The organism is Ruegeria sp. HKCCA0370, from assembly GCF_013033705.1.
GTDB lineage: Bacteria > Pseudomonadota > Alphaproteobacteria > Rhodobacterales > Rhodobacteraceae > Ruegeria.
This window is the reverse complement of the sequence record NZ_WQEP01000002.1, coordinates 244,127-256,978: the sequence shown is the minus strand read 5'-3', so window position 1 is coordinate 256,978 and position 12,852 is coordinate 244,127. Positions and strand designations below refer to the sequence as shown.

14 protein-coding genes are annotated in these 12,852 nt (G+C 57.6%); 4 read left to right on the top strand and 10 right to left on the bottom strand.

Annotated features, from left to right (window positions below; translation table 11 throughout):
* Positions 1-2: 2 nt before the first annotated feature.
* The 6 genes from ureC to GOW31_RS07475 form a co-directional block, all read right to left on the bottom strand.
* A complete protein-coding gene (gene ureC / locus GOW31_RS07500; RefSeq protein ID WP_171169027.1) occupies positions 3-1,763 on the bottom strand; it encodes an urease subunit alpha in 1,761 nt (586 codons plus the stop codon).
* Positions 1,738-2,070: an urease subunit beta gene (locus GOW31_RS07495; RefSeq protein ID WP_171169026.1), complete on the bottom strand. Its 333-nt coding sequence runs from the start codon at positions 2,068-2,070 to the stop codon at positions 1,738-1,740. Before GOW31_RS07495 ends, ureC begins: the two co-directional genes overlap by 26 nt.
* Positions 2,067-2,228 carry a hypothetical protein gene (locus GOW31_RS07490; protein WP_171169025.1) on the bottom strand — a complete coding sequence of 54 codons (162 nt, stop codon included), beginning with the start codon at positions 2,226-2,228 and terminating at the stop codon, positions 2,067-2,069. The genes GOW31_RS07495 and GOW31_RS07490 overlap by 4 nt, the downstream gene beginning before the upstream one ends.
* Positions 2,229-2,246: 18 nt before the next feature.
* Positions 2,247-2,549 (bottom strand): urease subunit gamma, encoded by a 303-nt coding sequence (locus tag GOW31_RS07485; RefSeq protein ID WP_058276342.1) that lies wholly within the window; start codon positions 2,547-2,549, stop codon positions 2,247-2,249.
* Between the two features lies 1 nt (position 2,550).
* A complete protein-coding gene (locus GOW31_RS07480) occupies positions 2,551-3,288 on the bottom strand; it encodes an urease accessory protein UreD (protein WP_371813732.1) in 738 nt (245 codons plus the stop codon).
* Between the two features lie 407 nt (positions 3,289-3,695).
* Positions 3,696-4,313, bottom strand: a complete 618-nt coding sequence (locus GOW31_RS07475) for a TetR/AcrR family transcriptional regulator (RefSeq protein WP_171118914.1) — start codon at positions 4,311-4,313, stop codon at positions 3,696-3,698.
* A 101-nt stretch (positions 4,314-4,414) separates the two neighbouring features.
* Between GOW31_RS07475 and GOW31_RS07470 the strand changes: the two genes are divergently transcribed.
* From GOW31_RS07470 to GOW31_RS07455, 4 genes are read left to right on the top strand one after another with little or no spacing between them, the layout of a single operon-like run.
* Positions 4,415-5,563, top strand: coding sequence for an efflux RND transporter periplasmic adaptor subunit (locus GOW31_RS07470; RefSeq protein ID WP_171169024.1), 1,149 nt, complete (start codon positions 4,415-4,417; stop codon positions 5,561-5,563).
* Between the two features lie 3 nt (positions 5,564-5,566).
* On the top strand, positions 5,567-8,695 hold the full coding sequence (locus GOW31_RS07465) for an efflux RND transporter permease subunit (protein WP_171169023.1): 3,129 nt from the start codon (positions 5,567-5,569) through the stop codon (positions 8,693-8,695).
* On the top strand, positions 8,692-9,111 hold the full coding sequence (locus GOW31_RS07460; RefSeq protein ID WP_171169022.1) for a DUF2141 domain-containing protein: 420 nt from the start codon (positions 8,692-8,694) through the stop codon (positions 9,109-9,111). Before GOW31_RS07465 ends, GOW31_RS07460 begins: the two co-directional genes overlap by 4 nt.
* Positions 9,112-9,117: 6 nt before the next feature.
* Entirely contained in the window at positions 9,118-9,966 is an 849-nt protein-coding gene (locus GOW31_RS07455) for an ABC transporter six-transmembrane domain-containing protein (protein ID WP_171169021.1), read from the top strand.
* Between the two features lie 319 nt (positions 9,967-10,285).
* Here the strand turns inward: GOW31_RS07455 and GOW31_RS07450 are convergent, their stop codons facing one another.
* The 4 genes from GOW31_RS07450 to GOW31_RS07435 form a co-directional block, all read right to left on the bottom strand.
* Positions 10,286-10,663: a hypothetical protein gene (locus GOW31_RS07450; RefSeq protein ID WP_171169020.1), complete on the bottom strand. Its 378-nt coding sequence runs from the start codon at positions 10,661-10,663 to the stop codon at positions 10,286-10,288.
* Positions 10,664-10,666: 3 nt separating this feature from the next.
* Entirely contained in the window at positions 10,667-10,891 is a 225-nt protein-coding gene (locus tag GOW31_RS22240; RefSeq protein ID WP_371813725.1) for a twin-arginine translocation signal domain-containing protein, read from the bottom strand.
* Positions 10,804-11,034 carry a hypothetical protein gene (locus GOW31_RS07440; protein WP_171169018.1) on the bottom strand — a complete coding sequence of 77 codons (231 nt, stop codon included), beginning with the start codon at positions 11,032-11,034 and terminating at the stop codon, positions 10,804-10,806. The genes GOW31_RS22240 and GOW31_RS07440 overlap by 88 nt, the downstream gene beginning before the upstream one ends.
* Positions 11,035-11,115: 81 nt before the next feature.
* A complete protein-coding gene (locus GOW31_RS07435; protein ID WP_171169016.1) occupies positions 11,116-12,774 on the bottom strand; it encodes a sulfatase-like hydrolase/transferase in 1,659 nt (552 codons plus the stop codon).
* Positions 12,775-12,852: the final 78 nt, after the last annotated feature.

Below are 12,852 nucleotides of genomic sequence, written 5' to 3'. Positions count from 1 at the left end.
TGTCAGAACATAAAGTATCGCTGTGCCATCGGCAGCACTTCGGCCGGTTGGCAGGTCAGCAATTCACCGTCTGCTCGGACCTCATAGGTTTCCGGATCAACTTCGACATGCGGCGTCGCGTTGTTGAGCAAAAGATCCTGTTTGCCAATCTCTCGTGTGTTTTGGACAGCGACGGTCTGCTTCGCCAAGCCCAGTGTATCGCCAATCCTGTCGGCCTGTGCGGCCTCAGAGACAAATGTGATTGCCGAATGCTCGACCGAGCGGCCATAGGCTCCGAACATCGGGCGGCTATAGACTGGTTGCGGTGTGGGGATCGACGCGTTTGGGTCACCCATTTGGGCACAAGCAATCGTACCGCCCAGCAAAACCATCTCGGGTTTCACACCAAAAAAGGCAGGGTTCCATAAAACGAGATCGGCACGTTTGCCTTCTTCGATACTGCCAATCTCGTGGCTCAGGCCATGGGCAATGGCCGGGTTGATCGTGTATTTGGCGATATAGCGTCTGACGCGCAGGTTGTCGTTTTCGCCTGTTTCCTCGGGAAGGCGCCCGCGCTGTTTCTTCATTTTGTCGGCGGTTTGCCACGTCCGGATCAACACTTCGCCCACGCGGCCCATAGCCTGACTGTCGGACGCAATGATGCTGAACGCGCCCATGTCGTGCAGGATATCTTCAGCCGCGATGGTCTCACGCCGGATGCGGCTTTCAGCAAAAGCCACGTCCTCGGGGATGGATTTGTCGAGGTGATGGCAGACCATCAGCATGTCCAGATGTTCCTCGACCGTGTTCATCGTAAAAGGCCGCGTGGGGTTGGTAGAGGAGGGCAGGACATGGTCCTCTCCGCAGATTTTGATGATATCTGGTGCGTGGCCGCCGCCCGCGCCTTCAGTGTGGAAAGCGTGGATAGTCCGACCCTTTATCGCGGCAACCGTATTTTCAACAAACCCGGATTCGTTGAGCGTGTCAGTGTGGATCATCACCTGAACGTCCATCGCGTCAGCGACCGAAAGGCAGCAATCGATGGCCGCCGGGGTCGTACCCCAGTCCTCGTGCAGTTTCAGGGCACAAGCCCCGGCTTTGACCTGTTCCTCCAAAGCAGCGGGAAGCGAAGCATTTCCCTTGCCTGCAAAAGCAAGATTCATAGGAAAAGCATCCGCCGCCTGCAACATCCGGCCGATATGCCACGGGCCCGGGGTACATGTGGTCGCCAGAGTGCCATGTGCCGGGCCGGTGCCACCGCCAAGCATGGTCGTCAGGCCAGAATGCAGCGCGTCCTCGATCTGTTGCGGGCAGATGAAGTGAATATGGCTGTCGAACCCGCCAGCCGTCAGGATGCGACCTTCGCCCGCGATGGCTTCTGTGCCGGGACCGATGATGATGTCTACTCCGGGTTGCGTATCTGGATTTCCGGCTTTGCCGATCTTGGCGATGCGCCCGTTCTTCAGACCGACATCCGCCTTGTAGATACCCGAGTGATCCACGATCAGAGCATTGGTGATCACAGTGTCCACGGCACCTTCGGCACGTGTGGCCTGAGACTGCCCCATCCCATCTCGAATGACTTTGCCGCCACCGAACTTGACCTCTTCACCATACACATCTTCGCGGTGGCCGGTTTCACTAAAACGCGCAGTTGTTGCGCGCTCCACGATAAGGTCTTTTTCTACCTCGATGATCAGATCGGTATCTGCCAATCGTACTTTGTCGCCGACCGTGGGGCCGAACATGGAGGCATAGTCACACCGACTGATCTTGCCCGGCATCTTTCAGAGCCCCCATGATATGCATATTGAAACCGTAAATGTGCCGGCGCCCTTCAAATGGCACCAGTATAACTTCGCGAGTTTGGCCTGGCTCAAATCGCACCGCGGTACCCGCCGGGATGTCCAGCCGCATACCCAAAGCTGCATACCGATCAAAATCCAGGGCCGAGTTTGCTTCGGAAAAATGGTAGTGGCTGCCGACCTGTATTGGTCGATCGCCGGTATTGGCGACAATAACAAGACGGCTACTGCGTCCCGCGTTCAGCGTCAGTGAGCCTTCGGCAGGTATAATCTCACCCGGAATCATTTCGGCAGCTTCAAAATTACAGTTATGGCGATGACCCCAATCAAAGCCAACCCAACTGCAAGCGCGGTGTAATCGCTGCCATGGGCGTGAATATGGGTATCCGAATGGGCCGTGGCCGGACCAGCCAGAATGAGAGCGGGAAACAGCATGCGGATCATGGGTGACTCCTTTGGAAATTAGCGAATGGGGTTGTGGACAGTCACAAGTTTTGTGCCATCCGGGAAAGTGGCTTCGACCTGCACCTCGTGGATCATCTCGGGCACGCCTTCCATGCATTGGTCCCGGGAGATTACTTCAGCCCCGGCTTGCATCATGTCGGCGACCGAACGGCCGTCGCGCGCGCCTTCGACCACGGCATCGGTGATCAAGGCGATAGCCTCGGGGTGGTTCAGCTTAACGCCGCGGGTCAGCCGTTTTCGAGCGACCTCGGCGGCCATGGCGACCAGCAGTTTGTCTTTTTCTCGAGGGGTCAGGTTCATGTCAGAGCATCCAGCATCGGGGCAAAGTGTCTTTGTTCAGTCGGCGTAGAACTGGTATCAGCGTTCGCCGCAGAGCAAAGCTGTTGTCCGCCAGAATGCGAATGACCAATAGGTCTTTCCGGATCAGGGTTGCACCGGCGGCGTCCGGTAGCAATTCCCTGACAGGTTCCAGATGACCTTCGGCGGAACTCGACATTAAGACGATCAGGGCCATCGCCCCTGCGCCGTTTGCAATATGCCGCTTAGCCAAGTGAGTGTGCCAATCTCCAGCGAACCTAATCGCATCGAGAAACAACGGCGTTCCTTCGCGCCAAATCTCGATCTGATCGCGCAAGCGGATTTCAGTCAACGTTTCACCCATGGCGACGCGTCCAAAAACAAGCGGTTCCACCATCAGCATGTCGGCATCCGGTGACAGGTCGATCCTGAGGCGCCGGTCTAACGCACTGCCATTGTACAGAATGGTCTCTTGTGGCAACCAGTTCAGCCGGGCTCCAGCCTCTACCGTCAAATGATTTGTAACCTGGCCCCATTCTTTGGGCGGGGCCTTGTAAGCGCGCTCGCAAGCTTGCGTTGTCAAGGTCAGCGCTGTGCCTTTTGCTGCCTTGCAAGAAAACCGAAAGGAATCTCCTCCTGTCACTCCGCCAGCCGAGTTTAGCAGAACCGCATCAAGTTCAGGTGTCGTGGTTCTGGGGAATAGGCATTTGAAAGACCCAGATTGGCGAAACTTGTTCAGCACGGTCCTGTTGCCCAATTGCTTGGTGCTTAAGCTGACGGTGCCTGCTGCGCGCGGTGGTACTGCGCTGTGCGCGGGTAATATGGTTGCAACTTGTGTAATAGGGCACCTACAGCGCTTCGTTTTGCTGCCACCTGTTTCTCTGTTGAAGTATCGGAACACTAACCTGCAGCGTCGGAATCTGCTTAATTTCACATCATGTGATTAAATTTTAGACAGCAACCATTGGCTTGGATGAAAAAATATGCGCATCTCGCCGATTTCCCAAATTGGGTTAAAGGTAACTTGGGGAGGCTTCGTTTTCCTGAAGGATGGGCGGAAAGCTGAACTCAGCTATCCGCACGATTGCCACAGTGCGTCTTCCCGTTCGCAGGCTTTCATCAGCCTCGAATAGACAAGTGACACAGGCTTCATCGACGCGCCAGCAGAGAGCTCAGAATGAAATCCTCCATGCTTCCAGCGATTTTGCTCATGGGCGTTTCCGACAGAACGCTGCGATACGCGCTTCCTTCCAGAACCTCTATCACCAATTGCGACGCCTGTAGAGGATCCGGAACAGCGCGCAGATCTCCTGCCTCCACGCCGCGTCTCACTACTTCTTCAAGCGCCTCCGTCAGTCTGGCTCGGTTTTCGACGAACAGTCGCGCGATATCCTGTTGACGAACGGCTTCGCTCGAAATCTCCAAGGTGAGGATGACGTTTTCCGGCGCAGCCAGATAGTTGGCGTAGGCCCGGATGAACTTTTTCAACACTTTGGGTGCGGGTGCATTTGAATTCAGGACTTTCAGAAACGGCTCCAGTTCGCGGCGTTCGAGCATTGCGATTTCCACAAGCACATCATGCTTGCCGCGAAAATGGTTGTAGAGGTTTCCAAGGCTGACGCCCGCCCGCGCTGCGATATCGCGGACGCCGGTCTGATGATAGCCGCGCTCGAGAAAACACATGACGGCGGCTTCCAAAATCTGGTTGCGGCGCTTGGCTGTAGCCTTTTCCCGGGCTGACCCTGGTTTTTTGGTGTCTTCAGACATTTTTGCTTTTTCATATTGAACGAACGATCGTTCATAGTATATGACATCCAATCGTGCACCACAAGGCGCAATGGTTCAGGCGGCTCAGGAAAAACAGGACAATGACAGACAAAACCTCAGAAGCTCAGCGAAGACCAGCCCGACGATGGCTCTGGATTGGATTGTCGCTGATGCTGTTTGTGGCGGTCGTCATCCTGTTGTTTGACGCGGAAGATACGGTTGATGTTCAGGCAGCAAACACCTCACCTCCGCCACCGACCGTCTCTGTCGTAACTGTTGTTCCGGAAACCGTGCAGGCGCGTGTTTCTGCATTTGCCGAAGTTCGGCCTCGTTGGGATGCCGAGCTGCGATCTGCTGTGTCCGGGCGCATCACCGCAGTCCATGCCGGTGCTTTGGCCGGGACACAGGTGGAAGGGGGCGACCCTTTGTTTTCAATCGAAAATGCCCCTTATCAAAGCGCCGTTGCAGCCGCCGAGATGGAGCTTGAGCGAGCAGAGCTTGCACTGTTGCGCGCGCAGAACAACGTAACCGTCGCGAAACGGCAGTTCGAACGGGATGGGGTGGAACCGCCAAACGAACTGGCCGTGAACCTGCCGCAATTGCGCGTCGCCGAAAAAACCGTTGCAGCGGCGCAGGCTCGCCTGAATGCAGCGAGAAATGACCTGAAGGACGCAGAAGTTGTTGCCCCGTTTTCAGGCTTTGTCACCCGTCGCTTTGCCAGCCTTGGCCAGACGGTCAACCCGGGCGATCCCCTGATACACCTGTCGGACAACCGGCAATTCGAGCTGGTTGCCGCGTTCAGCCAAGCGGATTGGACGCTGTTTGATCATCCGATCTCTGGCGTTGCTGCTGACCTGACGCACCGCTCGGGCGAAAGCCTTGGGCAGGCTCGGGTCCGGCGTGGAGGCGGGTTTCTGGATCAGGACACACGACAGGTGCGCGTCTTTTTGGATGTCGCAAACCCCGGTGACGGCATACTCGCCGGAGACTTTCTGAAGGTGCACATTCCCGGACGACGAATTGCTGACACCGTGACCCTGCCGGAAAGCGCCCTGACGCGTGCGGGATACATTTGGCTTGTGGATGAAAACGACCACCTTCAGAGGTTCAGCCCGAACATCCTGTTCCGCAGCGAAGGTGCTGTCACGATACAGGCCCCCGACGGGAACGGCCCATGGCGCGTGGCCAAGACACCTTTGGCCTCGTTTCTGCCGGGTCAGCGCGTCGCGCCGCTGTCGGATGGGGGTTGAGCCATGCACACGCTGACATCCTGGTTTATCCGCAACCCTGTCGCCGCCAATCTGATGATGGCGCTGATCCTCTTTCTTGGGGTGCAGACGCTGCTGAATATTCGGATCGAGGGCTTCCCTCGCATCCCTGCGGAAAGCGTTACGATTTCGATCGAGTTCCCGGACGCCACTGCCGAACAGGTCGATGAATTGGTGACCCGCAAAGTTGAGCAGGCGCTGGAAGGGTTGGAGGGCGTGCGCAGTGTGACTTCGCAATCCCAAAACGATCTGAGTGTCGTGACCGTCCGCCGCGCGGGTGGCCAGAAACTGCAAGCCGTTCTGGATCGGGTCCGCATTCGCATCGATGGGTTGACCGATCTGCCCGATACCGCGCGCCGCCCTGTGATCGAAGCGTCGGGTTTCGATTTTCCGGCGCTGTATCTGAACCTTTACGGCGAAACGGACCCGGCCACATTGCAGAGCCTGGCGCAGCGCCTGAAGGAAGAGCTGCTGGCGCAACCGGAATTGTCCCGGCTTCAAATCTGGGGTCTGATCCCGCGGGAACTGCGCATCGAAATCGACCCTGCGCTGCTGCGCCACTATGGCCTGACCGTCGCGGATGTGACCCGCGCAATCGAGGAAAACTCGGTGACATTTCAGGCAGGCCGTTTGCGGACCGAGGGCGGCACGATCTATCTGCGGGCCGATGATCGCGCAAAATACGCTCCTGAATACGCGGCCCTGCCGATCATTGAACGTGACGACGGGTCTTTTGTGCCCTTGGGTGATATCGCCAAGATCGAAGACGGGTTTCAGGACGGCGAGTACCTGTTTCGGCTGAACGGCAAACCAACCGTCGGGATGGAGGTTCTGGTCGGACAGAAAGAGAACCTGCTGACGATCAGTGACGTTGTGCGCCGCACGGTGGATGAGTTCAGCCGCCAGTTGCCGTCGCAGGTTCAGGTCGATGTCTGGGGCGACAGCGCCGGCTATATCTCGGACCGGCTGGCGCTGTTGCGGTCCAACGGGGTGCAGGGGCTGATCCTTGTGAACTTGATGCTGTCGGTGTTTCTGAACGTGCGCCTGGCCTTCTGGGTCGCCATGGGCATTCCGGTTTCGGTCATGGGGGCCATAGCCGTTTCGGGTTCAAAATGGGTGGACTATTCGCTCAATGATGTCACTACCTTCGGTCTGATCATCGCCCTGGGCATTCTGGTCGATGATGCCGTTGTGGTCGGAGAAAGCGTTTTCGAGGAACGTCGAAAGGGCAAGGACCCGGTCCAGGACACCGAACGCGGCGTGCACCGCGTGGCGGTCGCAACAGTCTTCGGCGTGCTGACGACAATCGCGGCGTTTTTCCCGATGCTGTTGATCGACAACCCGCTGGGCAAGGTGCTGGCCGGGTTCGCGGGGATCGTGATCCTAACGCTGGTCTTTTCGCTCATCGAAAGCAAGTTCATCCTGCCCGCCCATCTGGCGCAGGTTTCGATGGGGCAAGAGCGCCGGTACCTGCTGTCCCGCCTCTGGGGCCGCGTACAGGATACTGCGCAGGGCGGCCTGGACTGGGTACGGGATCGCATCTATCAGCCCTTGCTTGTCGCCGCGGTGCGGCAGCGCTATGCAGTGCTGATCCTGTTCGTCGCCGCCGCGACGCTGGGGCTTGGCCTGATGTACAAGGGCAAGGTCAGAACGGTGTTCTTTCCCGAAGTGCCCGGTCAGATCATCACGATGAACCTGGAAATGGACGCCCGCGCGCCCTTTGCGCTGACCCGCGCGAACGTGGACCGGATCGAAACTGTGTTGAACGATCTGAACGCCGAGCTTGCCGAGGGCGCGGGCATGGCCACGCCGCCCGTTCAGACGGTGTTCAGCATCATCAACGGCGCAGGAAACGCGCAAATATACGCTGAAATGATCCCGGTGGCCGAACGACCGGATGTTCCGATCCTTTCCGTGGTTCGCGAATGGCGCGACCGGGTCGGAGCGGTCGAAGGCGCCACCGAACTGGAGTTCACCGGTTCGGAAACACTCGCCGGAGGATTCCGCATCCGGTTGGCGTCCAAAGACGAAGACCTGCTGCAACAGGCCAGCGCCGAGATGAAAGACTTTTTGTCGAACATCGAGGGCGTGGCGAATGTTCGGGATGGGCTGGCGGGCGGCCAGCCCGAACTGAAGCTCCGCCTGCGACCGGACGCGCGGCACCTTGGCTTCAATGCCGAGGCTTTGGCCAGACAGATTGGTTATGGGTTTGGCGGGGCCGAGGTGACCAAGGTTCGGCGCGACGGGTCCGAAATCCGCGTGGTCGTGCAGAACGCGCGGGAAAACCGCGATACGCTCGCCGATCTGATGCAGACCCAGTTGCGCAGCGCATCCGGTGCCTGGGTGCCGCTTGAGACGGTTGCCGAAATCCAGGGCACCTACACCTCTGGCACCGTCGATCGCCGCGATGGCAAGCGCATGAACATCGTGGCCGCGTCCATCGACCGTGACCGTGTTGCCCCCGAAGAGGTTGGTCAGGCGGTGTTCGAACAGCTGGTTCCGAAACTCCGCGAAAAGTACCCGAGCGTCAAAGTTCTGCCCGCCGGTGAACTGGAAGAGATGGCCGATATCAGCGGTGGCTTGAAACGTGCGCTGCTGCTGGCCGCCGTTTTGATCTATGTGTTGATGGCCGTGCCGTTGAAAAGCTATTGGCAACCTTTCGTCATTCTGGCCATCGTGCCCTTTGGTTTTATCGCGGCTGCGGTCGGGCACCTGATCATGGATGTGTCGCTGTCGCTGTTTTCGTTCTTCGGCATGCTGGCGCTGACCGGCGTGATCGTGAACGACAGTCTGGTCATGATCACCCGATACAATCAGGCGCGCGAGGAAGGTCAGCCCGTGAACCTGGCGCTGAAAAGCGCCGGCATCGGACGTTTCAAGGCGATCTTTCTGACCACCGCAACGACGGTGATCGGCCTGCTGCCCTTGCTGACGGAAACCTCGGAACAGGCGCAGTATCTGATCCCTGCCGCCATTTCTCTGGCTTTTGGCGAACTGTTCGGCACCGCCCTTATGCTGCTGCTGGTGCCCGTGCTGATCGCCATTGCCGAAGATGTCCTTGTCGTCTTCAAGCCAGTCCCGCCGCACCCTTCCGGAGAAAGGACACAGTTATGACACGTAGCATTCTGGCCCCCGCATTCGCCCTGATGGCGCTTGCAACGCCTGCCGCCTCTGATGGTCTGAACGTGATTGTGGAGGGTATCCGCAACGCCAAGGGAAACATTGTGATCCTTGTGTTCGACGACGCGCGCGCCTTTGACGGTTTGGATGTCCAGAGCGCGATTGACTACGCCCAGGTTCCGTCCCGCAAAGGCAGCGTCAGCCATGAGTTTCCCGACCTGACCGCCGGCCCCTATGCGGTGCTGCTGTTTCACGACGAAAACAAGGACGAAGACCTGAACATGACCGAGACGAAGCTTTTGGAGGGGCTGGGTTCAACCGGCGCCCCGAACCCTCAGGACATGCCTGATTTCAAGGCCGCCTCGGTCTGGCCGGGCTATGTCCGCGTTCGTGTCCACTATGATCAGTGATGCCGCATGCTGAGGAATAGAAAACTGACTATCGGCACGTTGCTGAGCGTGTTTCGGTGGCGTGTCGGGATCACATGGTTTCTGATCCTGTCGGAAACAGCACTGACTGTGCTAATCCCGCTGTTTATCGGCTTTGCCATCGATGGATTGCTGAGCGGACAGTTTCAGCCCTTTGTGCATCTGGGCGCTCTTATGGTCGCCCTCACGCTGATCGGCGTGATCCGGCGGATATACGATACGCGCGTCTACGGAACGATCCGCGTCGAACTGGGCAAGGCGCTTGCTGCGCGTTTTTCAAACCTGCCGATTTCTTCGTTGAACGCCCGGATCGGAATGGGGCGCGAACTGGCCGACTTTCTGGAAGAGATCCTGCCTTCGGCCATTTCAGGAATCATGCAGTTCGTCGTCTCAGCAATATTGCTGTTTTACTTCTCGCCGGTGCTGGCTCTGTCAGCCTGCGGGGTGCTTGTGGGAATGATATGCATCTACGCCCTGTTTCATTCGACGTTCTGGCAATGGAACCGGGCCCTGAATGAGCAGATGGAACATCAGGTCAGCATTCTGGAGCAACGCCGCGTCCGCCCGGTGCTTGTCCACCTGACGAAACTGCGTCGTTTCGAAGTGAAGCTCTCGGATACCGAAGCTTACCTGTACGGTGTGATCTTCGTTCTGCTGATAGGTCTGATCCTGTTCAACCTGTGGTTTGCGACGCAAAACCTGGAGGCGACACCCGGAATGATCTTTTCGATTGTCAGCTACTCATGGGAATTTGCTGAAGCCGCGCTTGCTTTGCCGATCACGTTCCAATCCTGGTCCCGGCTGTCCGAAATCACGGTCCGATTGCAGAGAGGATGATCAGATTTTCAAACTGCAAGTTGCGTGGAACAGGTGTTGCAATCAGGTGTTGGTCTTCTAGTGACCGCCGTTGAACCACCCTCCGGCATGCGGCAGGGCAGCTCTTTGTGGCAAATACCCTGTGCGATTGCTTTGCGGCAAAACTGTCAGAGACCTGTATCGCGGGAAAAGCAGGTTTCGAAACAATGGCAGTGTCTCTGCGCAGGTCAGAGTGTTGAATGGAATGTCGTACAGGCTGTAGCTTTGCCAAGACAGCGTCGGCGGGATCTTTCCGGTAGGGAAGGATCAGCCAAGCCAGCCCATTTGCAATTGCTTAGGTTCAGGCTGTAAAACGGCTGAGAACGTTATGCGTGATTTGCTGAGGGGTGCGGTCCTTCCACTTGAGACATAGGAACCAATAGATGGTGCCCGCGCAGAAGGCCTCGCCCTTGCCTTTCGGGGCAACAACGATGTGGGACGAGCTGTAGCGGTATTCCTTGACCGTATACTCGTCATCTGTGCCTTCGATCAGCTGCGCCCAACCAGTTTGCGAAACCGTGTCATAACGCGATACGATGTATTGCTCGGCCACCGTGGCGCCGATGCTGGGCGATGTGATACGGGCCGCGTTCGGATCTATATCTTTGTTGAAAGCGCTGACCTTGATTTCGATCCCGTCTCCTCGACGGCAGCGGAACTGTGAGGAGTACCCGATCAAAGGTCATTCAAGCCCCGGTTCGGACTGTCGGGCCTCAACCTTGGTTGTGACGTTGTTCCAGGCAGCGCCCAGCATCGCAGGCGATGCGGCCACGCTCATGGAGGCTTTCAAAAAGCCGCGGCGGCTAAGGTAGTCAGTAATCAAAGCAGAGTTTTTTGGGCACGGTGATTTGTCCAGCTGGGTTGGAATGCGGTTGGCACATCGGTCAAACGATCCGCAAAAAACCACATCGGGTCAAAGCCTAAAAAGCCAGTTGCTACCGGGTTGAACAATATCGGGGCAAACACTGGCGCCGATGCGTTCAAAGATTGCCTTAGAACATCACCTTCCTCGGCATTCCATTGGCTTGTGCCACGCGGGATCTTGTCCAAGCATTGGGGAGTGGCCCAGTGTTGTCTTGACTGCATAGGTTGTCGTTGGCGCGCGGGCAGGTTCCGCGCGCCATCAAGGCTTCACTCTTGCCAGCTCATGAAGACCTGCCGCGCTTTTTCGCTTTCGGGGCGCAGGTTCTCGATGCCGCCGTAGGGGACGTCTTTACCGATTTCCGAGTTCGGATACTTGGCGATCATCTTCTGATGTCGCTTGATCATGTCCTGGAACGATGCGCCGGCCCAGAGGGAATACCCGACCAGCGGATGCAGTTCACGCGGGTCGCGATAGATGTTGTACGTTGGCGCGGCGGCTCCGGGCGCGCCCGGCGCAGGCAGGTGCATCTTGAACTCCTGTTTCACGACCGAGCGAAGAACCGGGCCCTCGTACACATAAACGTAGTCGCGTCGCCCATTGCCTTCGCCTTCCAGCAGCAGGGCCGTCTGATCGATCCCATCGATCACCCGATCACGCGGGATATAGTCGGTGGCGCCAGCGATACGCGCCATCGTCGTGTAGATATCCGACACATGAAAAATGTCACCGGCGGCGCTGTCAGCCTCGATCACACCGGGCCAGCGAATGAATGCATCAGTGCGCACACCCCCTTCGAGATGTTGGGTCTTGCCGCCGCGATAGATCAGTTGGTTCAGCCCGGATGTTCCTTCGTAATGGTACATCAACCCGTTGTCGGCCATAATCATGACGATGGTGTTGCCCGCCTCGCCGGTCTTCTCCAGCGCGTCGAGAACGTCGCCGATCCAACCGTCCAGAAGCTGCAACTTGTCCGCGTGGAAGCCTCCGTTACGTGACAGCGCCTGATCGGGATAGACAAAGTTCAGCGGATAAAGCGGCCAGTATTGCAGAAAAAACGGCTCATCCAAGGCTGCGACACGCTCGAGCTGTTCAATTGCCTGCATCTGGTAGCGCTCGTTCATCTCTTCGTATTTGGCTTGGGTCCATTCTTCACCTGCGGCCATTTCGACTTCGCGGGCTTGCCCTCCGGCCTCGGCTTCGACACCTGTCACCAAACCATAGGGCTTGAAACGCTCATCCAGCAGAAGGGCATTGTTCTGTCCCGACGCGTGGTACCCCAACATGTTGTTCGCCTGCATCGCCTCGCGGGTCATCAGGCTCAGCTGAACCTGCTGATGCAGCGGGAAGGCCGCCCAGTCAAAGCCCTGATTGTGCGGATAGGCCTCTTCGATATCGCCTTGATGCCATTTGCCGACATGCGAGGTGTTGTAGCCCGCCTGTTTCAGGATTTCCGGCAGCGTCACTTCGCTGGCAGGAAGCCCTTCCCCCACCAAAGCCACTTTCACCTCTTCCACGCCGGCCCGGATCGGGTGGCGCCCAGTCAGCATGGCCGTACGAGTGGGCGTGCATGAGGGCTCGGTGTACATCCGCATCAACGACATGCCTTCGCTGGCAAAGTCATTGATATTCGGGGTTTCAATGCCCATCACATAGTTGAGTTTGCGTTCGCCCATCTGGCCAAAGCTGATGTCATCGATGAGGATGTACAGGAAATTCGGGGGTTTGCCGCCGTTGGCTTCCCGAAGTTCAGCCAGCCTCGCTTCAATCTCGACGTCCTGCGCATCCCATTGCTCGCCAAATTGGGCGCGCAGGAACGCAAATTCACCGTCATGCACAATCGCGTCTTGTTGTGCGGCCGATTGTGTGGTGCTCAGCGCTGCTAGCAAACAGGCTGCGATGCCAGTCCTTTGGACAACATTAGTCATTCTTCGTTCCCCCTTTGGTGCTCCTGAAGTTCATCGCCTGAACAATCAGGTCGCGACATTTTGCTGAAAGAGATTGGT

Coding starts and splice junctions, on each gene's coding strand:
- GOW31_RS07435 (WP_171169016.1), bottom strand. CDS start 12,774: ATGACTAATGTTGTCCAAAGGACTGGCATCGCAGCCTGTTTGCTAGCA.
- GOW31_RS07470 (WP_171169024.1), top strand. CDS start 4,415: ATGACAGACAAAACCTCAGAAGCTCAGCGAAGACCAGCCCGACGATGG.
- GOW31_RS07475 (WP_171118914.1), bottom strand. CDS start 4,313: ATGTCTGAAGACACCAAAAAACCAGGGTCAGCCCGGGAAAAGGCTACA.
- GOW31_RS07490 (WP_171169025.1), bottom strand. CDS start 2,228: ATGATCCGCATGCTGTTTCCCGCTCTCATTCTGGCTGGTCCGGCCACG.
- GOW31_RS07460 (WP_171169022.1), top strand. CDS start 8,692: ATGACACGTAGCATTCTGGCCCCCGCATTCGCCCTGATGGCGCTTGCA.
- GOW31_RS07455 (WP_171169021.1), top strand. CDS start 9,118: ATGCTGAGGAATAGAAAACTGACTATCGGCACGTTGCTGAGCGTGTTT.
- ureC (WP_171169027.1), bottom strand. CDS start 1,763: ATGCCGGGCAAGATCAGTCGGTGTGACTATGCCTCCATGTTCGGCCCC.
- GOW31_RS07495 (WP_171169026.1), bottom strand. CDS start 2,070: ATGATTCCGGGTGAGATTATACCTGCCGAAGGCTCACTGACGCTGAAC.
- GOW31_RS07465 (WP_171169023.1), top strand. CDS start 5,567: ATGCACACGCTGACATCCTGGTTTATCCGCAACCCTGTCGCCGCCAAT.
- GOW31_RS07485 (WP_058276342.1), bottom strand. CDS start 2,549: ATGAACCTGACCCCTCGAGAAAAAGACAAACTGCTGGTCGCCATGGCC.